We start from the raw sequence: 24,981 nt of genomic DNA, 5'->3' as shown, positions 1-24,981 counted from the left end.
GAATAGTTGTATTCATGATACACAGGCTTTAATCGTTGAAAATTACGGCATACATCCCGACATAGCGGACAATATTTCTCTAATAGAGTGGCCATGGATAATCTGAATGGTTTGTTTGCTTTCGTGCGGTCCGCGGAAACGCTGAGTTTCGTTGCGGCTGGCCGGTCGCTGGGTATTTCCGCTTCGGCGGTTGGAAAAACGATTGCCCGGCTGGAGCAGAACCTGGATGTGCGCCTGTTCCAGCGCAGCACGCGCCGCATCAGCCTCACCGAGGAGGGGCAGCTGTTTTATGAGCGCTGCCGCCGCATCATTGATGATCTCAATGATGCGGAATCCATGCTGTCGCGCACCAAGGAAGCCCCGCGCGGGCGCTTGCGTGTGAGCCTGCCGACGATCGGCTATCGTTTCCTGCTGCCGCACCTGCCCGAATTCGAACAGCTCTATCCGGAAATCGAGCTTGATCTCGATTTCAACGACCAGATCGTCAATGTGATCGAAGAAGGGTTCGACGCCGTCATTCGCAGTGGAGATTTGCCGGATTCGTCGCTGATGGCGCGCCGGCTTGGTCCGTTCCGGCAGGTGCTTGCCGCGTCGTCAGCCTATCTGCAGAGGCGCGGCAGACCGAGGGAATTGCGCGACCTGCAGCATCACGCCTGTCTGCGCTACCGCTTTCCCACAAGCGGCAAGCTGCAGGACTGGGTGATGGGAGGAGCAGCTTCGGACATTGACCTGCATCTGCCCTCGGCGCTGGTGTGCAACAATATGGAAGCGCTCTATGGCGCGACGGTCCGCGGCCTCGGCATTGCCTATATGCCGGACTTCCTGGTGGCCGATGCGGTGAAGGCGGGCGAACTGCACACGCTGCTTGACGAATGTCTGGTTCAGACAGGCCAGTTCTGGGTGCTCTGGCCTTCAAACCGGCATCTGTCGCCGAAGCTGCGGGTGTTCGTCGATTTCATTGCGCCCCGGCTGTTCGCCGGGACACGCCTGTAGCGCCGCTGCCCTGTTCCAGAACAGGGCCGGTGATCAGCTCTGGCCGCCGTCGGCGATGAAACCGGCCGCCTGAATACCGGCGATGGCAGCAATCTCGTCATTGTCGGAGGTGTCGCCGGTGATGCCTACCGCGCCGAGAAGCTCCCCCTTGGCATTCTTGATGAGAACGCCGCCCGCCACCGGGATGACGCGCCCGCCGGACGCTGCCACCAGCCCCTCGACGAAGTGCGGGCGTTCCTTGGCGAATTTTTCAACGGTGCGCGAGCCCGTGCCGATGGTCAGGCCGCCGAACGCCTTGCCGAAGGCGATCTCGAAGCGCAGCAGGGAAGCGCCGTCCTGCTTCTGGAAGGCCTTGAGGTGGCCGCCGGCATCGAGCACGGCGACGGAGAGCGGCCGCATGCCAGCCTCGGTGCCCTTGGCAAGCGCTGCCTTGATGATGGTGTTGGCTTTGGAAAGTGAGAGTTGGGCCATGGTGTCCTCTTGAGTTCGTATGGTCATGGAATGCAAAAGCCGATCCGCCGCGCGAGCCGGATATTCAGTCAAAAACGGATGTGACCTGGATTATTTGTCGAGGGAGTCCAGCTTGCGCTGCATGGCGGCGATCTGTTCTTTCAGTTCGTCCAGCCCGGTATCCTTCTTGGCGGTTTCGGCGGCGGGTGTTTCGTCGGCCTCGGCCGCTCCGGCCGTCTTGTTGAGCGGGAATGGCGTGAACATGCGCATGGCGTGCTGCAGCATCTCCGTGTTGCGGCGAACCTGCTCCTCGACGAGCTTGACCGGCGCACTGATGTTCATCATGTCGATCGGCGATTTGCCGAAGGCGGCCGAAAGCTGCTCGCGCATGCGCTCCTGTTCCTTGGCAAAGGCACTCATGGACTGTTCGAGGAATGTTGGCAGCACCACCTGCATCTGGTCGCCGTAATAGGCGATGAGCTGGCGCAGGAACGGAATCGGCAGCATGTTCTGCCCATCCTTGTTTTCCAGTTCGAAGATGATCTGGGTCAGGACGGAATGGGTGATGTCTTCTCCGGTCTTGGCGTCCTGAACGGTGAAATCCTCATTGCGCTTCACCATCTCGGCGAGATCTTCCAGCGTCACATAGGTGCTTGTGCCGGTATTGTAGAGGCGCCGGTTGGCATATTTTTTAATGACGACGTCGCCGGTTTTTGCTGCCATCAGAGAACTCCCCAACTCATGTCATCAGACTCAAATGGTCTGAATTTGCGTGCCCGCTTACTGATATATCCACGAGGATAGGGGGAAAGCGGCACAAATCAAAGTGATTTGTGCGCCGCATCCATCGCGCAGATCATTCTCGCCTTTCTCTGGCTTGCAGGCGATAAATTTGGCTTCGCGGCGAATGCCCCTTGTCAAACTGCCGCAGGGAGGGAATTCTGTTCGGGAAGCCAAGCTGAATGAATTCAGCATCTCAATGATAAGGAGACGTCTATGACCCAATCCATCGTTATCGCCAGTGCAGCGCGAACCCCCGTGGGGTCTTTCAACGGTGCTTTTGCCAACGTCCCGGCCCACGAACTCGGCGCTGCGGTGATCAAGGAAGTGCTGAGCCGCGCTGGTGTCGATGGTGCCGATGTCGATGAAGTGATCATGGGCCAGGTGCTCAGCGCCGGCGAAGGGCAGAACCCGGCCCGCCAGGCCGCCATGGAGGCAGGCATTCCGCAGGAGGCGACAGCCTGGGGGCTCAACCAGCTCTGCGGCTCCGGCCTGCGCGCCGTGGCCCTCGGCATGCAGCAGATCGCAACCGGCGATGCCGATATCATCGTGGCGGGCGGACAGGAATCCATGTCGATGGCGCCGCATTGCGCGCATCTGCGCAGCGGCGTGAAGATGGGCGATTTCAAGATGATCGATACGATGATCAAGGATGGCCTGACCGACGCTTTCCATGGCTACCACATGGGCAATACCGCCGAGAACATCGCCCGCAAGTGGCAGTTCACCCGCGAAGATCAGGACAAGTTCGCCCTTGGCTCCCAGAACAAGGCGGAAGCCGCGCAGAAGGCGGGCAAGTTCAAGGATGAAATCGTGCCGTTCACGGTCAAGACCCGCAAGGGCGACGTGATCGTTGCGGATGACGAGTATATCCGTCACGGCGCGACACTCGCCTCCCTTGCCAAGCTGAAGCCCGCTTTCGACAAGGAAGGCACCGTTACCGCAGGCAATGCCTCCGGCCTCAATGATGGTGCGGCTGCCGTGGTGCTCATGAGCGAGGACGAGGCCAAGCGCCGCAACGTCAAGCCGCTGGCCCGCATCGTTTCCTGGGCAACGGCCGGTGTCGACCCTGCCATCATGGGCACAGGTCCAATCCCTGCGTCACGCAAGGCCCTGGAGCGGGCCGGATGGAAGGTGGAGGACCTTGATCTGGTCGAAGCCAACGAAGCCTTCGCGGCGCAGGCGCTTTCCGTCAACAAGGATCTCGGGCTCAATCCCGACATCGTCAATGTCAATGGCGGTGCCATTGCCATCGGTCATCCCATCGGCGCATCCGGTGCCCGGGTGCTCAACACGCTGCTTTATGAATTGAAGCGCCGCAACGGCACAAAGGGCCTTGCCACGCTGTGCATTGGCGGCGGCATGGGCATTGCCCTGTGCGTTGAGCGCGTCAAGGACTGATCTGCAAGAATGAGCACGGGTTCGGCCTTTGTCGAACCCGTGTTCCGGCAGCACTAAATTTCCAGGCTGCTGCCACGTCTCTTTTTCAACAACACTAACTTTGATCCAACATGAATTAGGGAGGGGAAATATGACCAAAACGGCAATCGTTACGGGCGGAACACGTGGTATCGGCGCAGCCATATCCGTGGCCCTGAAAGCGGCAGGGTACAAGGTCGCGGCAAATTACGCCGGCAATGACGACGCGGCGAAGAAATTCACGGAAAAGACCGGTATTGCCACCTACAAGTGGGATGTTTCCAACTATGAAGAATGCGCTGCAGGTATTGCCAGGATCGAGGCCGATCACGGCCCCGTCGCCGTGCTGGTCAACAATGCGGGCATCACCCGTGACGCCATGTTCCACAAGATGACCCCTGGCCAATGGGGCGAAGTGATCAACACCAATCTGACCGGCCTGTTCAACATGACCCATCCGGTATGGACGGGCATGCGTGACCGCAAATTCGGCCGCGTGATCAATATTTCCTCGATCAACGGACAAAAGGGCCAGGCCGGGCAAGCCAATTATTCCGCGGCCAAGGCCGGGGATATCGGCTTTACCAAGGCGCTGGCGCAGGAGGGCGCGCGCGCCGGCATTACGGTCAATGCCATCTGTCCGGGTTATATCGGCACGGAAATGGTTCGGGCCATCGACGAGAAGGTGCTCAACGAGCGCATCATTCCGCAAATCCCGGTCGGACGTCTGGGCGAGCCGGAAGAAATCGCGCGCTGCGTGGTGTTCCTTGCCTCTGACGATGCCGGCTTCATCACCGGCTCGACGCTGACAGCCAATGGCGGGCAGTATTTCAGCTGATCGGAAGCAAAACAAAAGACGCCGCGGACTGGAAACGGTCGGCGGCGTTTTCGTTTTGTGCGGCGGCGATTCCCGATATTCGCGGCCAAAGGTTAACGGCGTTTCCTGAATCTTGTCCTATTTCCTTCCCGTGCGTTCGGGGATTGGTGCGACTCCCGCGCCTTCGGCACAAGATGTAGCCGTGAACAAAACAGGAAAATGGACAAGGCGCTGATTCGTCGCTGATTCGTTCTTCCTTTGATCGGAGTGTTAATGAAACGGGGCACCCGGGCCTTGGATTCCTTAACTAACTATAAGGAAATATTGCGATTTTCTTAACAGACCAAAAAATCGTTGACGGCGGACCGCCCGCTTTTGCGCGGAAAAGCCAAAGGTTAACGGCGGTGGACCGATTCGTTGAAATCCTGTTCCCGCTGATTCAGCATCTTGTGCGACTCGCACCCGGGAAAGCTAGATGTGGCCGTGAACAAAGCAGGAATCTGATCCTATAGCTGATTCGTCGCTGATTCGTTCTGCTCGCGTTCTGTTTCTTAATGGAACACTCCGTGAATCGGTTCGCAATTGTTTATCTTGAGGTCGCCGCATACTTTCTGTCTGATGCCGATAATGCTATCGGATAGTGCATGCCCGGCATGCCTTGCTGGTTCTGGTAAGGCCGTCGTGCCGGTGTTGGATATTTTTGATGAACCTTATGCCTACTCCCGAACTTCCCTTGATCCTGAGCGGTCGTGACGTCACCGCCGTTCTGGGGCCGACGAACACGGGGAAGACTCACCTCGCCATTGAGCGGATGCTGGCGCACCAGACGGGCATGATCGGCCTGCCGCTGCGCCTGCTGGCGCGCGAAGTCTACAACCGTGTTGCCGAACGGGTGGGGCTTGCCAATGTCGCGCTGATCACCGGTGAGGAAAAGATCATGCCGCCCGGCGCGCGCTATGCGGTGTGTACCGTCGAAGCGATGCCGCGCCAGACGGATATGGATTTCGTTGCCATCGACGAGGTCCAGCTTGCCAACGATCTGGAGCGTGGCCACATCTTTACTGACCGCATCCTGCATCTGCGGGGCCGTCAGGAAACCTTGCTGCTTGGTGCGGCCACCATGCGCGGCATACTGGAAAAGCTGCTGCGCGGCATCTCCGTCGTCACGCGTCCGCGCCTGTCCAATCTGACCTATGCCGGCTCGAAGAAGATCACGCGCCTGCCGCCGCGCACCGCCATCGTGGCCTTTGCCGCGGACGAGGTCTATTCCATCGCCGAACTGATCCGCCGCCAGAATGGCGGTGCCGCCGTGGTCATGGGGGCCTTGAGCCCGCGCACCCGCAATGCCCAGGTGGATCTCTATCAGTCGGGCGATGTGGATTATCTGGTCGCCACAGATGCCATCGGCATGGGGCTCAACCTCGATGTCGATCACGTGGCTTTTGCGCAGGACCGCAAGTTTGACGGCTATCAGTTCCGCGATCTGTCGCCGGGCGAAATCGGCCAGATCGCCGGGCGCGCCGGGCGGCACCTGCGCGACGGCACGTTTGGCGTTACAGGGCAGGTTTCCGGTTTTTCAGAAGAACTGGTGCAGCGCGTGGAATCGCATGCCTTCGATTCCGTCAAGATTTTGCAATGGCGCACCGCCCGGTTTGATTTTTCCAGCCTTGATGCGTTGAAACGGTCGATCGACACACCCGCACCGGTGGAGGGATTGACCCGGGCGCTGCCTGCGGTGGATCAGCAGGCGCTCGAATATCTGTCGAAAGATCCGGATATCGCGCCGCTGGCCAACACGCCGGAACGGGTGGCCCTCCTGTGGGATGCCTGCGCGTTGCCGGACTACCGCAAAATTGCGCCGGCGCAGCATGCGGATATTATTGCATCGATCTATACAGATCTCGTCGAACATGGTCATGTTAACGAAACATACATGGGCGAACAGGTGCACCGGGCTGATACGACCGACGGCGATATCGATGCTTTGTCGCGGCGGATTGCCCAGATCAGAACTTGGACTTTTGTGTCGCATCGGCCGGGATGGCTGGCAGATCAGGCACATTGGCAAGAAAAGACGCGTGAAATTGAGGACAGATTATCAGATGCACTGCATGAACGGTTGACGAAACGCTTCGTAGACCGCAGGACAAGCGTGCTTATGAGGCGCCTGAGAGAGAATACAATGCTAGAAGCCGAAATTAGCCCTGCCGGGGACGTTGTTGTCGAAGGGCACCATGTTGGACGTTTGGATGGATTCCGTTTCACCACGGACAGCCAGATCGATGGAACCGATGCAAAAGCCGTGAAGGCCGCTGCACAAAAAGCCTTGGCGACAGAGTTCGACAATCGCGCCGAGCGCTTTGCCGCTTCCGCGAACGGCGACTTTGCCCTGGGATCGGACGGGACGCTGCGCTGGATTGGCGCTCCGGTCGCCTCGGTCGTCTCGGGCGAGCAGCCATTGAAGCCTCGCGCGGTGCTGCTGGCCGACGAGCAGCTGACGGGACCGGCACGCGACAAGGTCGCCGCGCGGGTTGACCGTTTCCTCGCCCATCATGTGGATACGGTGCTCAAGCCGCTGGTTGATCTTGCCAACGCGGATGCGCTGGTCGGGATCACGCGGGGACTGGCGTTCCAGCTCGTCGAAAATTTTGGCGTGCTGCAGCGCCGCGATGTGGCTGAAGATGTCCGCGGCCTTGATCAGGATTCGCGCGCGGCCCTGCGCCGTCTGGGCGTGCGCTTCGGCGCCTACCACGTCTTCCTGCCTGCATTGCTCAAACCAGCGCCTGCGGGTCTGCTGACACTGCTGTGGGCACTCAAGGAAGATGCCAAGGATCGTCCCGGCTATGGCGATGTGGTGCAGGTGCTGTCCGCAGGCCGCACGTCGGTTGTCACCGATCCCGCCTTCGATCCGGCCTTCTACCGCCTCGCGGGCTACCGGCTGCTCGGACGCCGTGCCGTGCGCATCGATATTCTCGAGCGTCTGGCCGATCTCATCCGTCCGGCACTGGCATGGAAGCCGGGAAGCGGAACGCGGCCCGACGGTGCCTATGACGGCACGCGTTTCGTCGTCACCCCGGCCATGATGTCCATTCTCGGCGCAACAGCCGACGATATGGAAGAAATCCTGAAGAATCTCGGCTACCGCTCGGAAGCAACCGATGCAGCCGTTGTGTCGGCCAAGGTTGCCGAACTCGATGCGGTTGCCCAGTCGCCTGCCCCGCAGGAAACGGCTGCCGTTGCGCCGGAAGCCACCAAATCCGTGCCTGCCGCCGAACCGGTTGGTGATCCCATCGTCAAACCGGTTGTCGAGGCTGTGGCAGCCGCTGTGGTTGCAGAAGAAGCGCCTGCGGCTGTTGCAGAAACCGCAACCGCTCCAGCGGCGGAAGAAGCACCCAAGCCGGTGCTGCTCTGGCGCCAGGCTCCCCGCTTCGAAGGCCGCAACAACAACCGCCGTCCACAGGGCGGACGCGAGAATCAGCGTGAACCGCAGGCCCGCAATGGCAACAGCCAGGGCGAGGAGCGTCAAAGCCGTCCGAACCGCAGTGCCGGTCCGCAGGGCGAGCGCGGTGAGCGCAAGGATTTCCGCGGCAAGGGCGGCAAGCCTGGCGGCGGCGACCGCGCCCGGCAGGAAGGCGGCAAGCCCTCCGGCAAGCCGCAGAATCACGGCAAGCGTCCGGAGCGGGAAGAACGCCCGGTCAAGATCGACATGGACTCCCCCTTCGCCAAGTTGCTGGCGTTGAAGGAGCAGATGAAGAAGTGAGGGTTTGACCCTAAATGACGGGAACCGACAGGCAGCGCATCGACAAGTGGCTGTTTTTCGCGCGGGTGGTCAAATCCCGTTCCCTCGCTGCAAAGCTGGCATCGGGCGGCAATGTCCGGGTCAACAAGGACAAGATCGACCAGCCATCACACGGGGTCAAACCCGGTGATGTGCTGACGATCACGCTGGACCGGCGCATTCTCATTTACAAAGTCCTGTCCGGCGGTACCCGGCGCGGACCCGCCGAGGAGGCGCGGACGCTGTACGAGGACATTTCTCCGCCGCCACCGCCGAAGGATGCCATGAGCCGCTTCGACATGCTGCCCAGACGCGATGCGGGCAGCGGTCGTCCCACCAAGCGCGAACGGCGGGACGTCGACCGGCTGATGAAGGGCCGGGACAACGGCTCCGATGATTGACGCATCCGCGTTGTGGGTTGCGGGGCAAAACGCGGAAACATCGAAATTATCTCCAAATTCGTCGGTGGGACTAAAATATTATTTCCGCAACGCCTATATTAGAGGACAATGGTTGCTTGTCGGCAGGTCATCGCGATGCGATGAATGGCACGCTGCGGACTTGGACAATGGCTCGGTCCTGATGTGATGAAGACAATCCTTTTGCACGTCGAGATTTTTCGGGCCGCGTTCTGGTGCCGCAGTCCGTTTTCCCCTCTTGTCAGGCCGGTGCCAAATCGTTACCTCAACCGCTGACACGCTGACTATGGTGTCTTCAGGAGCCAGTAAATGACATATGTTGTGACCGACAATTGCATCCGCTGCAAATATATGGATTGCGTTGAGGTCTGTCCGGTCGATTGTTTTTACGAAGGTGAGAACATGCTCGTCATCCACCCGGATGAGTGCATCGATTGCGGCGTGTGCGAACCGGAATGCCCTGCGGAGGCCATCAAGCCGGACACCGAGCCGGGCCTCGACAGCTGGCTGCAGCTGAATTCGGAATATGCGGAAAAATGGCCGAATATTTCGGCGAAGAAAGATGCGCCCAGCGATGCCAAGGAAATGGACGGCGTCACCGGTAAACTCGAGAAATACTTCTCCCCGGAACCGGGCGAAGGCGACTAAGCTTATTCGGGGTACCGCAGTTGCCCGCAAGACTGATTTGCCCTGAAAATCAAGTCTTGCAATGCGTTTAGTTTGCGCTTGTGCAGCAAAAAGTTGATTCTGATCACTTTTCGTGTTATGGTGCTGCGATATGTTGATCATTGGACGTCAATTTCGTGGCGCTAAAGCATAAATCACCAATCGGCTAGATTTTTTCCGGACTTAACAGTTCAGGTTGAGGTTCTTTGATTGTGACCCGTCCTGCTGTTTGGTCCGGATTGCTTTGCGTGAAAATATTGGCGGCCGACAAACCGGGTTCCGGTTTCCAGTGATTGGTTTAACCGGTGCGTTTTGCCGGGCGCAGCAGGGAGTAATGAAGCGCATGACAGCAGTTCCGCAGAAAAAGACCGCCCAGCGTATCGGATTCAAGACGGGTGAGTTTATTGTATATCCGGCTCACGGCGTAGGCCAGATCGTCAATATCGAAGAACAGGAAGTTGCGGGCCACAAGCTCGAACTTTTCGTGATTGACTTTCAGAAGGACAAGATGCGCTTGAAGGTACCGGTTGCAAAGGCAACCGCCATTGGTATGCGCAAACTCTCAGAAACAGATTATGTCGACCGTGCGCTGAAGGTAGTTCAGGGACGGGCCCGTATCAAGCGCACCATGTGGTCCCGCCGGGCGCAGGAATATGATGCGAAGATCAACTCGGGCGATCTGATTTCCATTTCGGAAGTTGTCCGCGATCTTTTCCGTGCCGACAATCAGCCGGAACAGTCCTATTCCGAACGCCAGCTCTATGAAGCAGCGCTCGACCGCATGGCCCGTGAAATTTCCGCCGTCAACAAGATGTCGGAAACCGAAGCCGTCCGTCTGATCGAAGTCAATCTCGCCAAAGGTCCCAAGCGCGGCGCGAAGACTGAAGAAACCGAAGCTGATGCGGACATTTCCGTTGAAGACGAACAGGAAGAAGCCGCGTAACAGCGGGTACATCCCTTTCAACAAACGGCCCGGTTTTACCGGGCTTTTTGTTATTCGCTGATGATCTTCATCTTGTCGCCGACGGAAACCGTGCCGCCGGGCGGCAGGGCGTTGATCAGCCGGAAGAGATCCAGCTTGCGGTCCGTGCCCATGATCTGGCTGGAGAGGCTGGCAAGCGTATCGCCCGACTTGACCGTGACAACACGGATCCGCAGCGGCTTTATGTTGGCCTTTTCCTGCGCCGTCAGCAAATGGAAGCTCTGCGTCACCGTTTGTGCTGCCGGCATCAATGCCGTGCTGCCCGTGGGCGCTGCCGTCAGGAAGCGATAGATGCGGTCGCCGGAATTCACGACGAAAATATCGAATTCCCAGCGGTCCGCCTTGGCTTTTGCCGTGGCGGCGGGCATGCCGTTGAATGTCGTCGCCTTGACGCTGGCATTGTCCAGGCCGGTTACCCAGCCGCTGCGCATGTAGTCGACCATCGATGTTTTGCCGGAAACCTGGGTTCCATCAAAGCGGATCGCGACTTCGCCGGGTCCGGTTGCCATGACGGCGGCTGCGGAATTGTCGATGACAAAGCCGTCCGGCACGGTGAAGCTGACGCCGAGCAGCGGGTGCACGAAGGTGCGGCCGCGGACATAGCCTTCTTCCGGCGTGTCGCCATAGAGCAGCCCGTCGATCCCTTGCAGGAAGGAATCGCGATCCGTCGTGCCGACACCGGGCGCACCGATCTTGCGGGCATGGCCGCGCGCCAGCTCGATGCGCTGCGGTGCGGAGGGGTGGCTGGCAAGGAAGTCGAGGCTGGCATCGGTGGCGCCGGAGACGTTGCGGAAGTCCGCATAGGCGGCCATCGACTGCAGGAAGCGCGCAGCCGCAAAGGGATCATACCCGGCTTCGCCGATCATCTTGATGCCGATGGCATCCGCCTGCAATTCCTGATTGCGCGAGAACTGCGCCATGCGCAGCTTGCCGCGAATGAGCGCCTCGCGGCCCGCCTGGTCGTCCTGCAGCACTTCCGACACAACGCGGCCGGCGATGACGGCTTCCGCTTCGCGCTGCTGGCGTTCGATGCCGTGATTGGCGATCACATGGCCCATTTCATGGGCAATCACGGCGGCAAGTTCCGCGCTGTCATTGGCCAGCGCAAGCAGGCCGCGGGTCACATAGAGATAACCGCCCGGCAGTGCGAAGGCATTGATGTTGGGCGAATTGAGGATGGTGATGCGATAGGTATGGGTCGGATTGTCCGATACGGTGGTCAGATTGCCGACGACCTTGGCAACCATGCGTTCGAGCTTCGCGTCCTTGTACTCGCCGCCATAGGTGGCCAGGATGCGGGGATGCTGTTCGGCGCTCAGTTTGGCCAGCCGGTCATTCTTCGAGACATTGTCGACGATGACAGGGCTCGATGACGGGCCGAGCGCATCTTCCTTGGTGACGTTGAGCACCTGACAGCCCGACAGGAAGGCGAGCAGCAGCGTTGTCGAAACCACGGTCGTGCTTCGTACTGCCGGATGGAACCGTCGATTGCCGATGGGGAGAATGTGCGAGCCCAGAATCATGTCCTCATGTCGTGCGGCGCCAGTGCAAACGCTAAAGCCAAGTTCTCACTCGTCTTTTGCCTGCGGAATCGGTGTGCTTACTTTCTAGCTAGCCCGTTGAGCAGGCTGGGGCAAGAATTACATTGATTTCTTATGAGACCCATTGAGTACAAAATATGTCAAAGTGATAACTCTTGCGAGCCGAGATATTTTCGCAACAGGGAGGGGCCTTTGGCCGAGAGCAATTCGCCCGCGGGCCCCGATGCTGCCACATGGCCATTTTCGAGAAAGAACAGCGTTGATGGTAAACGCAAAGCATCGTCTGGATGGTGGGTGACCATCACCACAGTCATTCCAGTATCTTTTTGCAGTTGTCCGACCAGATCAAGCATTTCATGGCGCAATGCTGGACCAAGTGAAGCAAAGGCTTCATCGAGCAACAGTACAGGCCGGTTGCGCACCAGCGCCCGGGCGATGGCAACGCGCTGGCGTTCCCCGCCCGACAGTGCCGCCGGTTTGCGCGTCTCCTTGCCCGCAAGCCCGACCTTGGCGATGGCGTCGTGGACCGCCTGCCGATCCGCCGCGTCGAGGCGCAGGCCCGGCCTGCGGCCAAGGCCGACATTGGCGGCAACGTCGAGATGGGCAAAAAGATTGTTGTCCTGAAACACCATGGAAACCGGGCGCCGGGATGGTTCGACATGCGTGACATCGGCATCGCCGATCAGCACGCGGCCGGAGAGCGGTGCCTCGAAACCGGCAATCAGATTGAGAACCGTGGATTTGCCCGCGCCGCTCGGCCCGATGATGGCGGCAATGGACGACGCTGCGATGGCAAGGTCGAAACGCATGGCCATGTCGCCGTAATCGAAGCGAACGGCATCAAGCCGGATCGCGGCGCCGCCGGTTGTGATTTTTTCCGTTTGTTCAGCCATCTCTTGCATTGTCCTGTCGGGCGAGGCTGGCCGCACCGCGGTCGGCTGCGAACATCAAGAGCAGGCACAGGACCCCAAGGATCAGCGCCAGTCCCGCTGCATCCTGTGTGCGATAACTTCCCATGCGCTGCAAGAGCAGGAAAGGCAGGGTCTGGATGGAATCATTGCCGAACAGCGCGATGGTTCCAAGATCGCCCAGCGACAGGGCCATGGCAAAGGCGAAGGCAACACCCATGGGCAGGCGCAAAGCCGGCCAGTCGATCAGGCGCAGCCGGTCCCAGCCGGTGATGCCGAGCTGGAGGCAAAGCCGGTTGTGGCGGCTTGCGGCCGTATCCCAGGCCGGGCGCAGGATGCGGAAGGCGAAGGGCACGGCCATGGCGGCATTGACGCCGATGACCATGACGGGTGCAAGGCTGAACGGGTTGATGGCATGGCGCGAGAGGATGAACCAGCCGGCCCCGATGACAATGGGCGGCACCACCATGATCAGGCTCGCCCCCAGATCCAGTGACCGTTCGAACAGACCCGGCGAAACCGTTCGCCGCCGGCTCTGCTGATACTCCCGGGCGATGACAAGCGACAGCGACAGCGCGAGGGAGAGCAGGGCTGCAGCCGCGCCAAGCACGATGCTTGTGGCAATGGCGCGCCAGACGATGGATTCGCTCATCAGGCGCGCCAGGTCGGCGCCAAGCCCGGAGACAACGGTTCCGCCCATGGGCAGGCCGACAAAGAGCAGTCCGAGGAGAATGATCGCTGTATTGACGCATTGCGCTGCACGGCCCGGCCGCTCGAAGCGCCGCGTGGTCGTCTGGAGACTGAAGCCTTCGTCCGCCGGTTTGCCCGTCAGGCCGAGCAGCAGCAGCACGGCGATGGTCAGGCCCAGTTGCAGCAGTGTGAGCGAGACGGCGCGGGCAATATCGAAATCGAAATGCAGGGACTGGTAGATCGCCACTTCCAGCGTGGTGGCGCGCGGTCCGCCGCCCAGGGTCAGGACGATCGTGAACGAGGTTATGCAGAGCATGAAGATCAGCCCGGCAATACCGGACAGATTGCGGCGGATGACCGGCCATTCGATCAGGCTGAAGCGTGCCCAGCCGCCCATGCCGAGCTGCGCGGCGAGTTTCCAGTAATCCGAAGGAATGGAATCAAGGCTTGCAAGCACCAGCCGGGTCGCCAGCGGCAGGTTGAAAAAGACGTGGGCGAGAAGGATGCCGGGAAGCCCGTAAATATTGGGTATGGTGTCCATGCCGAGGCTGCTGAAAGCAAAGGCCAGCAGGCCGTTGCGGCCATAGATGCTGGTGATGCCCAGCACCGCAACAAGTGCGGGTAAGGCCAGAGGCAGGGCAAACAGGCGCAGAATCAGCGCGCGGCCGGGAAAGGCGGGATGTTCATGCAAGGCGCGCGCGAGCGGAATGGCAAAGGCAACCGCAAGCAGCATGGACAGGAGCGCCTGCACCAGCGTGAACCGCGCTACCCGCCACAGATAGCTGTCGAATGCGGCAAAACCTTCCGTGCCGCCGCGCAGCGCTTCGGATGCGAGACTGAGAAGTGCGCCACCCGCAAGTGCCGCCAGAAAGGCGAGGGCGCATGCCCCCACCCAAGGTCTGAAACTGCGGATGGCAATCACAATGCTACAGGCTCATGGCCGCGAGCCATTCATCGATCCAGGCTTTACGGTTCTTGGCGACTTCCTCGGACGGGAAGATCAAAGTTTTGACCGGCTGTACAAGCGTTTCAAAGGCCGGATTCAGCGCGTCGGTGGTTTTCGCAGCCGGATACATCCAGTTGTTTTCAGGGATCGCATCCTGAAACGCCGGGCTGGTCATGAAGGCAAGAAACTGCGCCGATAGCGGGTTTTTCGCCCCGTTGACGGTCTGGGCAGCGACTTCGACCTGCAGGTAATGGCCTTCGCTGAACGAAATGGCCTTGTAGCGGTCCACGCGCTCGGCGATCAGGTGATAGGCAGGCGATGTGGTGTAGGACAGCACCAGCGGTGCTTCGCCCTTGGTGAAGAGACCATAGGCTTCCGACCAGCCGGGCGTGACGGTCAACACCCGGTCTTTCAGCTTCGCCCAGGCTTCTCCCGCCTTGTCGCCATAGACCGACTTGACCCAGAGCAGCAGGCCGAGACCCGGCGTCGAGGTGCGGGGGTCTTCGATGACGATCTTCTGCTTCGGGTCGCCTTCGACCAGTTCCTTAAGGCTTTCCGGCGGGGTCTTCAGCTTCTCGGAATCATAGATGACGGCGAAATAGCCGTAATCGTAGGGAACGAAGGTATCATCCTTATAGCCGCCCGGGATGCTCACGGCTGTCGTGTCGATGCCATGGGGGGCAAACAGGCCGGTTTGCCTGGCCTCATAGGTCAGGTTGGTGTCGAGGCCGAGCACCACATCCGCCTTGGTTGACTCGCCTTCCAGCTTGACCCGGTTGAGCAAGGCAACGCCATCGGCAACCGCCACGAATTCGACCGTGCAGGCACATTGCTTTTCGAAGGCTTGCTTGACCTTCGGGCCGGGGCCCCATTCGGCGGTGAAGCTTTCATAGGTATAGACGGTGAGTTTGCCTTCGGCATGCGCGGTGCCAAGGGGAATGACGGCGAACAGAGCGGTCACAATGGCCGCTGTTTTTACAATAGTCTCGAATGGCCGCATCGGCGCCTCCTATCAGCAGTGTTCAAAAGGATTGGTGCGCCGGCAAATCTGCCGCGTCTAATCCCTCCGCCGGTACAAACCGGATCAGGTTCCGCGGGTTGGCAGGGTCTCCCCGTGCGCCTCTCAGCCGGTCCATGCGACCGGCACCCCGTTAGAGCGTGATAAGGATAGAGGTTCGGCCGGAGCCGTGCAAGCGGTCGATGCTTATGAAATCTTTATGTTTTGCCGGTTCTGCCAAATCGAAAGCTGATACTGGCGCGCCTATTGTCCCCAGCGAAAACATCCCGTGCGGCTGTTTTCCGATGGAAAGGGTCAATCATGTTTCGTGGTCACGGTTTTTATCATTCCCATGTCAGGGTGCAGCAGAACCCGGCTTCCCAAAACGCCCGCCGCAAGGCGATCCTCCTGCGTCCGCGCCGGCAGAAATTCATCCCGGAGCTTTATCCGAGCCTGTTTCTGGCCATCGGCGTGGCGATTGCCGGCATGGCCGCGATTGCGCTGGGGCGCTTCGTTTAAACGAGAATCACGGATGCCCTGTGCGACCGGCTTGTGCCATGCTATGGCCGGTGCATGAGCAAATTCGTCCTTCTTCTTGGTGGAACCGTTCACGTCACCGACCGTCTCCGGCATCTCATTGCCGGGGCGCGCGTTCTTGCCGCCGATGGTGGCATTGCCCATGCGCAGGCGCTGGGCGTTGAACCCGAGTTGTGGCTGGGTGATTTCGATTCGACATCGCCTGAACTTGCCGAACGCTATGCGCATGTGCCGCGTTCGGTTTTTCCAGCCGCCAAGGACATGACCGACGGCGAATTGGCACTCAACGAGGCCTTCCGGCTGGGCGCCACCGAAGTGATCCTGTGCGGCGCCTTTGGCGGTGAACGCACCGACCATACCCTGCTGCACCTGACCATGGCCACCCGCCATGCGGCGGAAGGCCGGAAGATCATTCTCTCCAGCGGAAGCGAGGAAGCGCATCCCCTGGTTGCAGGAGAATATGCGTTCGATTTTGCCGATGGAACGGTATTCAGCATTGTGGCCTTTACGTCCCTGCGCGGATTATTTATCCATGGTGCGCGATGGCCGCTGGAAAATATGGAACTTTCTTTCGGTTCATCGCTTACAGTGTCGAATGCCGTGTGTGGAAATCTCCACGTATCGCTTCGTTCAGGCAATGCAGTCCTGATTGCTGCGCCGTAAAATTGCGAAACGCTTGTAAAACAACGCGGAAAGTGCAATTCTTGCGGCACAGCATTGGGGACGCAAGCTGGTTATTTTAGTTTTGAAACGGGAGAGGTCTTCCATGTTGAAAAGTTTGTCGACAGTAGCAGTTGCCGCACTTCTGGCATTTTCGGTAGCCGGTTGCACAACAAGTGAGCAGCGCACGGCGGGTTATGGCGTTGGCGGTGCAGCACTTGGTGCTTTGGCTGGTGGTGCAATCGGTGGTGGCCGTGGCGCACTGGCTGGTGCTGCCATCGGTGGTGTTGGTGGTGTGGCTGTTGGTGCCGCAACGGCCAACAATGATGGCCGCCGTTACTGCACATATGAAAACCGTTACGGCGAGCGTTATCGCGCGCCTTGCCGCGGTTACTAATCCTTCCCCATCAGGGAAAGCGGAACAGGCCGGGAAACCGGCCTGTTTTTGTTTGAGGCTGCCGGGGTGCATGGGCTGATCTTTGTTCTGCCGCATTAAGCCCGCACGATATGGCCGCTATATTCATGTTGAGAGGATTGACTAATGAGTTTTCGTTTGACCGCCATTGCGGTTTCCGCGCTTCTGGCCATGTCATTGGCCGGTTGTGAAACGAGCGAACAGAACCAGCGGGCCGGGACGGGCGCGTTGATCGGCGGCGGTGTCGGCGCACTCGCCGGACAGGCACTCGGGCACAATACCAAAAGCACCGTGATCGGTGCGGCCGGCGGCGCGCTTCTCGGTGCTGCTGTCGGTACGGCAACGACGCCAAGCGGTGGCGGCAACGGCAATCAGAATCTTTGCCGTTATCAGCGGCCCGATGGCAGCATCTACAATGCCCCCTGCGAAGGCAATGGCGGCCGCGGCGCTGCCTATGGCGGATACAACAACAACGGTTACAACAACGGCGGCTACTGAGCGGCGCGTTGCTGAACGGATTCAGACAGGCCGGTTTTCCGGCCTGTTCTGTTTTATGCCATAAAGATATTTGACAGCGGCGCCAATCTCGCCGACAAGCGCCCGTCGGCACTGATGTCCGGCAATTGCGCTCCTTTTCCAGAACTGAAAAACGCCATGGCTCCACCCCTTCTTCGTCTTGACCGGATTGCATTGACGTTTGGCGGTACGCCGCTCCTCAGCGATGCGGCGATTTCCGTCAGCGAGGGCGATCGCATTGCCCTTGTCGGCCGCAACGGGTCCGGCAAGTCGACGCTGCTCAAGATCGCGGCGGGCTTCATCACGCCGACCGACGGTGAAGTGTTCCGCCATCCCGGTGTCACCGTCCGCTATCTCGCCCAGGCGCCCGATATGGAAGGTTTTGCCAATGTCCGCGACTACGTCGAGGCGGGTCTGGGACCGGCGGATGATCTCTACCGCGTCAGCTACATTCTTGAACATCTCGGCCTGACCGGCGAGGAAAAGCCGGACAATCTGTCGGGCGGCGAGGCGCGGCGTGCGGCGCTGGCCAAGGTTCTCGCCCCCCAGCCCGATATCCTGCTTCTCGACGAGCCGACCAACCATCTCGACCTGACGACGATCGAATGGCTCGAAGGTGAATTGCGGCAGATCCGCTCCAGCATCGTGGTCATCTCCCATGACCGGCGGTTTCTGGAAAACATCAGCCGCTCGACGGTCTGGCTTGACCGCGGCGTTACGAAACGGCTCGACCAGGGCTTTGGCGCCTTCGAGGAATGGCGCGACAAGGTGCTGGAGGAGGAAGAGCGCGATCTGCACAAGCTCGGCCGCCAGATCGTGCGCGAGGAACATTGGTTACGCTACGGCGTTACGGCACGGCGCAAACGCAACATGCGGCGTCTCGGCGAACTCCAGTCTATGCGCGGGGAATTCCGCAATCATCGCCGTGCGCAGGGAACCGCCGTCCTGAAGGCCAGCGATGCCAGGGAATCCGGCAAGCTGGTGATCGAGGCCGAGCATCTGGTCAAGGCCTATGGCGAGCGCCTGCTGGTCAAGGATTTCTCCACGCGCATCCAGCGCGGCAACTGCGTCGGCTTTGTCGGTCCGAACGGTGTCGGCAAGACCACGCTTCTCTCCATGCTGACGGGCCTGCTCGCACCGGACAGCGGTTTCGTGCGCCTTGGCACCAATCTTGAAATCGCCGTGCTGGACCAGAAGCGCGACAGTCTCAACCTTGACCAGACCCTGTCCGATTACCTGACCGACGGGCGCGGCGAGAATGTCATCGTCAACGGCGAACAGCGCCATGTGGCGTCCTACATGAAGGACTTCCTGTTCCAGCCGGAGCAGTTGCGCACGCCGATCCGTGAACTGTCGGGCGGCGAGCGGGCGCGGCTCATGCTGGCGCGCGTCCTGGCCCGCCCGGCCAATCTGCTGGTGCTCGACGAGCCGACCAACGATCTCGACATGGAAACGCTCGACCTTTTGCAGGAGCTGGTGTCCGGCTTTGCCGGAACCGTGCTCCTGGTCAGCCATGACCGCGATTTCCTCGACCGTACCGTAACATCGGTGATTGCGCCGGAAGGCGACGGGCGCTGGCTCGAATATGCCGGCGGCTATACGGACATGCTGGCGCAGCGCAAGGAAGTGCTGGCGACGCGCAAGGAGCTGAAGACGGCCAGGTCACCGGCCGCAACCGAAGCCGCCGGAGAGAAAGCCGCAGTGCAGCGCGAGGAAAAGCGCAAACTGTCGTACAAGCAGAAATTCGCGCTGGAAAACCTGCCGGGCAAGATGGAAGCGCTGCACGCCGACATCCACAAGCTCGAAGCAAAACTTGCCGATCCGAACCTCTTTGCCAAAAACCCGCAGGTCTTCAACAAGACCGTCGAGGAGATCGGCAAGAAGCGGCATGATCTCGAGCGCTTTGAGGAAGAGTGGCTGGAGCTGGAAATGCTGCGCGAGGAAATCGAGGGCTAGAGCCTCACCTGTTCAGCCAACACGGCAGGATCAGGTCGCCTTGGGCGCGATCTTGGCAGCAAGGTTTTCGATCCGCGTGGTGACTTCGGAAAGAACGCCGGTGATGGCCGTGTCGTTCTTGTCCGCCCTCTGCAAGGCTTCATCGCGGCTCTTGCGCAGGGCGTCCGCCTCGTTTTCAAGCCCTTTCACCCGCATCTGCAATTCATGCAGCTCGTCCGTGATCATGATGCCGGCCATGACGGTCAGGCGCAGGTCGCCGATCTCACCGAACGACGATTTGAGGTGCGTCACGTAACGGTCGAACCGCTCGGCCAGGCCGGTCAGATGCTGTTCCTGGCCTTCGTCACAGGCCATCCGGTAGGCTTTGCCGTCAATCGTAACTGTTACAGTGGCCATGGGCGTCTCTTTCAGCTGATAGCGGTATTACCGGTCCAGTACGGTGCGAATGGATTCCATCGCCGTTACGAGACGGCGGGAGACTTCCTTGTTGGCGGCTTCCAAACGTTCCGCACGTCCTTCCGATGCGTCCAGCTCCTGGGCCAGCCTGCGCCGGTCCATGTTCATGCGCTGGACCTCTTCCTCGGCTTCGGCAAAGTCACCCTCCTGCTCAAGGCGCATATCAACCGCGTCCTCGAGATGAGCCAAGGCTTTTGCCAATCGTTCCAGAACCTGCTTGAGGGTGGCTTCCGGTGCCATTTTCGCGTTTCCCCTGTGTGTCGCTCTTTTACGCGAATCGCAAAAAGAAGAACAGCTTATGCGCCGAAGTCTAGAGGGCACATCAACGTCGCGTCAATCAATCCGCGTTGTCACAGTCCAGTCATGCACCGATAATAAGCGTCTGCGACGAAAGAGCCTGCTTTTCGAACGCCTCAATTTGACTTAGGTTTTATTGACTCCCTGATGACACCTGCTATGTGTCGCGTGCCTTTTGGATCTTGTCTGAACCGGCGTCCAGAAACGGCATTTCCTATCCTCTTCGAAAGACGGTACACATGACCAATTCTGATAAATCCAACCAAATGGCCAATGCAATCCGCTTTCTGTCGGCAGATGCAGTGGAGAAGGCCAATTCCGGCCATCCCGGGCTTCCCATGGGCGCAGCTGATATTGCGACCGTTCTTTATACCCGTTTTCTCAAGCACGATCCGAAGGCGCCGCATTGGCCCGACCGCGATCGCTTTGTCCTTTCCGCCGGACATGGCTCGATGCTGCTCTATTCGGTGCTTTACCTCTCGGGTTACGAAGATATCACCATCGACCAGATCAAGAATTTCCGTCAGCTCGGCTCGCGCACGGCCGGTCATCCAGAATATGGCCACGCCGCCGGCATCGAAACCACCACGGGCCCGCTCGGCCAGGGCCTGGCCAATGCCGTGGGCATGGCACTGTCCGAACGTATCATGAATGCCCATTACGGCGACAAGCTCGTCGATCACCATACCTATGTGATCGCCGGTGACGGCTGCCTCATGGAAGGCATCAGCCAGGAAGCCCTCGCGCTTGCCGGTCATCTCAAGCTGAACAAGCTCATCGTTTTCTGGGACCACAACAACATTTCCATCGACGGCCCGGTGTCGCTCGCCGACAATACGGATCAGTGCGCCCGCTTCGAGGCTTCCGGCTGGAACTCGATCAATGTCGACGGTCATGACCAGGATGCGATTGCTGCCGCGATTGAAAAGGCCCACAAGTCCGACAAGCCGACCCTGATCGCCTGCAAGACGACCATCGGTTTCGGTGCGCCGACCAAGGCCGGCACCAACAAGGTGCACGGTTCGCCGCTCGGTGCGGAAGAACTCGCCGGTGCACGCAAGGCACTCGGCTGGACATCCGAGCCATTTGTCGTTCCTGCCGATATTCTCGATACCTGGCGCGCCTCCGGTCTGCGCTCCGCCAAGGAGCATGCGGCATGGGAACAGCGCCTTGCGGCGACCGATGCGGAAACCCGCTCGGAGTTCGAGCGCCGTATCCGCAGCGATCTGCCCGGCAATTTCGAAGCGACGATCACGGCCTACAAGAAGAAGCTTTCGGAAGACAAGCCGAAGGTCGCGACCCGCAAGTCATCGGAAATGGCGCTTGAGGTCATCAACGGTGTCGTTCCCGAAACCATCGGCGGTTCCGCCGATCTGACCGGTTCCAACAACACCAAGACCAGCCAGACCCAGAACATCAGCCCCGATGATTACGGCCAGCGTTATGTGCATTACGGCATCCGCGAGCATGGCATGGCCGCTGCGATGAACGGCATGGCGCTGCATGGCGGCCTCATTCCCTATTCCGGCACGTTCCTGACCTTCTCGGACTATGCCCGCGGCGCCATGCGCCTTTCCAGCCTCATGGGCATCCGCGTCATCTATGTGATGACGCACGATTCCATCGGTCTTGGTGAAGATGGCCCGACGCACCAGCCTGTCGAACATCTGGCAGCCCTGCGCGCCATTCCGAACAATTATGTGTTCCGTCCGGCGGATGCCGTGGAGACGGTGGAATGTTGGGAACTGGCGCTGAAATCCCGCAAGACGCCGTCGACATTGGCGCTGACACGCCAGAACCTGCCGACGGTTCGTACCGACCACGTCGACGAGAACAAGTGCGCCTACGGTGCCTATGAACTGGCTCCGGCCAGCGGCAAGGCTGCGGTGACGATTTTCGCGACCGGTTCGGAAGTCGAAATTGCTCTGGCCGCCCGTGCGCAGCTGGAAAAGGATGGTCATCCGGCCCGCGTCGTTTCCGTGCCCTGCTTTGAACTCTTCGAACAGCAGAGCGAAGACTACAAGCGCGCGCTGATCGGCGATGCTCCGGTCAAGGTTGCGGTGGAAGCTGCGATCCGTCTCGGCTGGGACCGTTTCATCGGCCTCGATGGTATCTTTGTCGGCATGACCGGTTTTGGTGCCAGCGGCCCGATCGAAGAGCTTTACAAGCATTTCGGCATCACCGCGGAAGCCATCGTCGCGGCGGCGGAAGGCAAGTTGAAATAATCGGCGGGTTTACCGCTTCACACCATTCATCAAGGGCTCCTCACTACCCCCAAGGAGAAACTAAAAAATGACAGTTCGCGTTGCAATCAACGGGTTTGGCCGCATTGGCCGCAATGTTCTTCGCGCCATTATCGAATCCGGCCGCACCGACATCAAGGTTGTCGGCATCAACGATCTGGGTCCGGTCGAGACCAATGCCCACCTGATGCGTTACGACTCCGTGCACGGCCGTTTCCCCGGCACTGTAACGGTTTCCGGCGATACCATCGACGTCGGCCAAGGCCCGATCAAGGTCACTGCCGTGCGCAACCCGGCAGAATTGCCGTGGAAAGAGCTCAACGTTGATATCGCGCTGGAATGCACCGGCATTTTCACGGCGCGTGACAAGGCGGCAGCCCATCTTGAAGCCGGCGCCAAGCGCGTCATCGTGTCGGCGCCTGCTGACGGTGCCGACCTGACGGTTGTGTTCGGTGTGAACCATCACAAGCTGACCAAGGAACACCTGGTCATTTCCAATGCGTCCTGCACCACCAACTGCCTTGCCCCGGTTGCGTTTGTGCTCAACGAAGCTGTCGGCATCGATCATGGTTTCATGACCACGATCCACAGCTACACCGGCGACCAGCCGACGCTCGACACCATGCACAAGGATCTCTATCGCGGCCGTGCGGCTGCGCTGTCGATGATCCCGACATCGACCGGTGCCGCCAAGGCTGTCGGTCTCGTCCTGCCGGAACTCAACGGCAAGCTCGACGGCAGCTCGATCCGCGTCCCGACGCCCAATGTCTCGGTTGTGGATTTCAAGTTCGTTGCCAAGCGTGCGACCACGGTTGCCGAGATCAACGACGCCATCAAGTCCGCCGCCAACGGCAAGCTGAAGGGTATCCTTGGCTATACCGATGCTCCGAATGTCTCGATCGACTTCAACCACGACCCGCATTCATCCGTGTTCCATCTCGACCAGACCAAGGTCATGGAAGGAACATTCGTGCGCGTCCTGTCGTGGTACGACAATGAATGGGGCTTCTCGAACCGCATGGCCGACACGGCCGTCGCGTTCAGCAAGGTCATCTGAGACGCTTGCTCCGATATGAGTTGAACGGCAGGCGTTTACACCCCCCTCTGTCCTGCCGGACATCTCCCCCACAAGGGGGGAGATCAGCTTTCAGATTTGTTGATGCACATCATCGAATGTGACGATGAGCGATAACACCAATGCCAATGTGATCTCCCCCCTTGTGGGGGAGATGGGCGGTAGCCCAGAGGGGGGTGCTGGCAAATTCAGAGGAGGGGTAATCACCATGCCAGCTTTCAAGACACTCGATGATGCCGATGTTGCGGGAAAACGCGTTCTTCTGCGCGTTGACCTCAATGTACCGGTTGCCAATGGCCACGTGACCGATGCCACCCGGATCGAGCGTGTCGCTCCCACCATCCTTGAATTGTCGAAAAAGGGCGCCAAGGTCATCCTGCTCGCGCATTTCGGCCGTCCGAAGGATGGGCCCACGCCGGAATTCAGCCTGAAGCCCATTGCGCATGCGGTTGCCAAGGTGATCGGCCAGAACGTGCATTTCGCCGAGGACAGCATCGGCCAAAAGGCGGCCGAAGCCGTCGCCAAGCTCGGGAACGGCGATATCCTGCTTCTGGAAAACACCCGTTTCCACAAGGGTGAGGAAAAGAACGATCCGGCCTATGTCAAGGCACTGGCCGCCAATGGCGATCTCTACGTCAACGACGCGTTTTCTGCCGCGCACCGCGCCCACGCCTCGACCGAAGGTCTGGCGCATGTGCTGCCGGCCTATGCGGGCCGTACCATGCAGGCGGAGCTCGAAGCGCTGGAAAGCGGTCTCGGCCATCCGAAGCGTCCGGTGGTTGCGGTTGTCGGCGGTGCCAAGGTGTCGTCCAAGCTCGATCTCCTCGGCAACCTCGTCGAGAAGGTCGATGCGCTGGTGATCGGCGGCGGCATGGCCAATACATTTCTGGCGGCGCAGGGCGTCAAGGTCGGCAAATCGCTGTGCGAGCATGACCTCGCCGACACGGCCCGCGAGATCATGGCCAAGGCGCAGGCGGCCAACTGCACCATCATCCTGCCGGTCGACGCCATCGTTGCCTGGCATTTCGAAGCCAATGCACCGTTCCATGCCTACGGTCTGGATGCCATCCCCGAGGATGGCATGATCCTCGATGTCGGGCCGCAGTCGATCGAGCGCATCAAGGGTGCCATCGACGACGCGGCAACGCTGGTGTGGAACGGTCCGCTGGGCGCGTTCGAGCTGACACCGTTCGACAAGGCAACCGTTGCAGCGGCGCGGCATGTGGCCGAGCGCACCAAGTCGGGCCATCTGGTTTCGGTTGCCGGCGGCGGCGACACGGTGGCGGCGCTCAACCATGCGGGCATTGCCGATGACCTGACCTATGTGTCGACCGCAGGCGGCGCCTTCCTCGAATGGATGGAAGGCAAGCCGCTTCCGGGCGTCGACGTCCTCAAGCGCTGATGGCCTGTTCAAGGCGTGATCCGGGGTCTTTGCGGGCT

At 59.9% G+C, this 24,981-nt stretch carries 23 protein-coding genes and 1 riboswitch; of the genes, 15 read left to right on the top strand and 8 right to left on the bottom strand.

The genetic code is table 11. The features are described from left to right. Positions 1 to 93 precede the first annotated feature (93 nt). Positions 94 to 993 (top strand): LysR family transcriptional regulator, encoded by a 900-nt coding sequence (locus J1W56_RS13115; RefSeq protein ID WP_223613727.1) that lies wholly within the window; start codon positions 94 to 96, stop codon positions 991 to 993. A gap of 33 nt (positions 994 to 1,026) precedes the next feature. On the opposite strand, the gene J1W56_RS13110 is transcribed toward J1W56_RS13115, so the two are convergent. Then, positions 1,027 to 1,464, bottom strand: a complete 438-nt coding sequence (locus J1W56_RS13110) for a GlcG/HbpS family heme-binding protein (protein WP_223613726.1) — start codon at positions 1,462 to 1,464, stop codon at positions 1,027 to 1,029. A 90-nt stretch (positions 1,465 to 1,554) separates the two neighbouring features. Further along, entirely contained in the window at positions 1,555 to 2,166 is a 612-nt protein-coding gene (gene phaR, locus J1W56_RS13105; RefSeq protein WP_105734372.1) for a polyhydroxyalkanoate synthesis repressor PhaR, read from the bottom strand. A 273-nt stretch (positions 2,167 to 2,439) separates the two neighbouring features. Here phaR and J1W56_RS13100 point away from each other — a divergent pair, with 273 nt between their 5' ends. The 6 genes from J1W56_RS13100 (at position 2,440) to J1W56_RS13075 (ending at position 10,265) form a co-directional block, all read left to right on the top strand. Then, positions 2,440 to 3,624 (top strand): acetyl-CoA C-acetyltransferase, encoded by a 1,185-nt coding sequence (locus J1W56_RS13100; protein ID WP_223613725.1) that lies wholly within the window; start codon positions 2,440 to 2,442, stop codon positions 3,622 to 3,624. Between the two features lie 130 nt (positions 3,625 to 3,754). Beyond that, entirely contained in the window at positions 3,755 to 4,480 is a 726-nt protein-coding gene (gene phbB, locus J1W56_RS13095) for an acetoacetyl-CoA reductase (protein ID WP_105734374.1), read from the top strand. Between the two features lie 682 nt (positions 4,481 to 5,162). Further along, on the top strand, positions 5,163 to 8,219 hold the full coding sequence (locus J1W56_RS13090) for a helicase-related protein (RefSeq protein ID WP_223613724.1): 3,057 nt from the start codon (positions 5,163 to 5,165) through the stop codon (positions 8,217 to 8,219). A gap of 14 nt (positions 8,220 to 8,233) precedes the next feature. After that, positions 8,234 to 8,638, top strand: coding sequence for an RNA-binding S4 domain-containing protein (locus J1W56_RS13085; RefSeq protein ID WP_223613723.1), 405 nt, complete (start codon positions 8,234 to 8,236; stop codon positions 8,636 to 8,638). A gap of 327 nt (positions 8,639 to 8,965) precedes the next feature. Beyond that, a complete protein-coding gene (gene fdxA / locus J1W56_RS13080) occupies positions 8,966 to 9,304 on the top strand; it encodes a ferredoxin FdxA (protein WP_105734377.1) in 339 nt (112 codons plus the stop codon). A 352-nt stretch (positions 9,305 to 9,656) separates the two neighbouring features. Continuing rightward, positions 9,657 to 10,265 carry a CarD family transcriptional regulator gene (locus J1W56_RS13075; protein ID WP_223613722.1) on the top strand — a complete coding sequence of 203 codons (609 nt, stop codon included), beginning with the start codon at positions 9,657 to 9,659 and terminating at the stop codon, positions 10,263 to 10,265. A gap of 50 nt (positions 10,266 to 10,315) precedes the next feature. On the opposite strand, the gene J1W56_RS13070 is transcribed toward J1W56_RS13075, so the two are convergent. From J1W56_RS13070 to thiB, 4 genes are all read right to left on the bottom strand, one after another. Continuing rightward, positions 10,316 to 11,743 carry a M48 family metalloprotease gene (locus J1W56_RS13070; RefSeq protein ID WP_223614125.1) on the bottom strand — a complete coding sequence of 476 codons (1,428 nt, stop codon included), beginning with the start codon at positions 11,741 to 11,743 and terminating at the stop codon, positions 10,316 to 10,318. Positions 11,744 to 11,985: 242 nt separating this feature from the next. Further along, positions 11,986 to 12,738 (bottom strand): thiamine ABC transporter ATP-binding protein, encoded by a 753-nt coding sequence (gene thiQ / locus J1W56_RS13065; RefSeq protein ID WP_223613721.1) that lies wholly within the window; start codon positions 12,736 to 12,738, stop codon positions 11,986 to 11,988. Further along, on the bottom strand, positions 12,731 to 14,365 hold the full coding sequence (thiP, locus tag J1W56_RS13060) for a thiamine/thiamine pyrophosphate ABC transporter permease (protein WP_404928134.1): 1,635 nt from the start codon (positions 14,363 to 14,365) through the stop codon (positions 12,731 to 12,733). The genes thiQ and thiP overlap by 8 nt, the downstream gene beginning before the upstream one ends. Positions 14,366 to 14,369: 4 nt before the next feature. Beyond that, positions 14,370 to 15,389 carry a thiamine ABC transporter substrate binding subunit gene (gene thiB, locus J1W56_RS13055; protein WP_223613720.1) on the bottom strand — a complete coding sequence of 340 codons (1,020 nt, stop codon included), beginning with the start codon at positions 15,387 to 15,389 and terminating at the stop codon, positions 14,370 to 14,372. A 44-nt stretch (positions 15,390 to 15,433) separates the two neighbouring features. Then, a riboswitch (TPP riboswitch) is annotated at positions 15,434 to 15,550 on the bottom strand. 157 nt (positions 15,551 to 15,707) lie between these two features. On the opposite strand from thiB, the gene J1W56_RS13050 reads away from it, so the two are divergent. The 5 genes from J1W56_RS13050 to J1W56_RS13030 all read left to right on the top strand — a co-directional run bounded on the left by J1W56_RS13050 (position 15,708) and on the right by J1W56_RS13030 (position 19,470). Then, positions 15,708 to 15,905: a hypothetical protein gene (locus tag J1W56_RS13050; RefSeq protein WP_223613719.1), complete on the top strand. Its 198-nt coding sequence runs from the start codon at positions 15,708 to 15,710 to the stop codon at positions 15,903 to 15,905. A gap of 54 nt (positions 15,906 to 15,959) precedes the next feature. Continuing rightward, entirely contained in the window at positions 15,960 to 16,586 is a 627-nt protein-coding gene (locus J1W56_RS13045; protein WP_223613718.1) for a thiamine diphosphokinase, read from the top strand. Positions 16,587 to 16,689: 103 nt separating this feature from the next. After that, a complete protein-coding gene (locus tag J1W56_RS13040) occupies positions 16,690 to 16,980 on the top strand; it encodes a hypothetical protein (RefSeq protein ID WP_223613717.1) in 291 nt (96 codons plus the stop codon). A 144-nt stretch (positions 16,981 to 17,124) separates the two neighbouring features. Then, on the top strand, positions 17,125 to 17,496 hold the full coding sequence (locus J1W56_RS13035; protein ID WP_223613716.1) for a YMGG-like glycine zipper-containing protein: 372 nt from the start codon (positions 17,125 to 17,127) through the stop codon (positions 17,494 to 17,496). A gap of 156 nt (positions 17,497 to 17,652) precedes the next feature. Continuing rightward, a complete protein-coding gene (locus tag J1W56_RS13030; RefSeq protein ID WP_223613715.1) occupies positions 17,653 to 19,470 on the top strand; it encodes an ABC-F family ATP-binding cassette domain-containing protein in 1,818 nt (605 codons plus the stop codon). A gap of 30 nt (positions 19,471 to 19,500) precedes the next feature. On the opposite strand, the gene J1W56_RS13025 is transcribed toward J1W56_RS13030, so the two are convergent. Continuing rightward, positions 19,501 to 19,866, bottom strand: coding sequence for a cell division protein ZapA (locus J1W56_RS13025; RefSeq protein WP_223613714.1), 366 nt, complete (start codon positions 19,864 to 19,866; stop codon positions 19,501 to 19,503). Between the two features lie 27 nt (positions 19,867 to 19,893). Further along, positions 19,894 to 20,166 (bottom strand): DUF4164 domain-containing protein, encoded by a 273-nt coding sequence (locus tag J1W56_RS13020; RefSeq protein ID WP_223613713.1) that lies wholly within the window; start codon positions 20,164 to 20,166, stop codon positions 19,894 to 19,896. A 296-nt stretch (positions 20,167 to 20,462) separates the two neighbouring features. On the opposite strand from J1W56_RS13020, the gene tkt reads away from it, so the two are divergent. The 3 genes from tkt (at position 20,463) to J1W56_RS13005 (ending at position 24,943) form a co-directional block, all read left to right on the top strand. Continuing rightward, a complete protein-coding gene (gene tkt / locus J1W56_RS13015; RefSeq protein WP_223613712.1) occupies positions 20,463 to 22,448 on the top strand; it encodes a transketolase in 1,986 nt (661 codons plus the stop codon). A gap of 67 nt (positions 22,449 to 22,515) precedes the next feature. Next, the gene (gap, locus tag J1W56_RS13010; RefSeq protein WP_105734389.1) at positions 22,516 to 23,523 is read left to right on the top strand and encodes a type I glyceraldehyde-3-phosphate dehydrogenase; all 1,008 of its coding nucleotides are present in this window, start codon (positions 22,516 to 22,518) and stop codon (positions 23,521 to 23,523) included. Between the two features lie 226 nt (positions 23,524 to 23,749). Next, positions 23,750 to 24,943 carry a phosphoglycerate kinase gene (locus J1W56_RS13005; protein WP_223613711.1) on the top strand — a complete coding sequence of 398 codons (1,194 nt, stop codon included), beginning with the start codon at positions 23,750 to 23,752 and terminating at the stop codon, positions 24,941 to 24,943. The last annotated feature ends 38 nt before the right edge of the window (positions 24,944 to 24,981 follow it).

This window comes from Phyllobacterium calauticae (genome assembly GCF_019991125.1).
Taxonomy (GTDB): domain Bacteria; phylum Pseudomonadota; class Alphaproteobacteria; order Rhizobiales; family Rhizobiaceae; genus Phyllobacterium; species Phyllobacterium calauticae.
The sequence above is the reverse complement of the archived record's forward strand: the minus strand, read 5'-3'. Positions and strand labels throughout refer to the sequence as shown.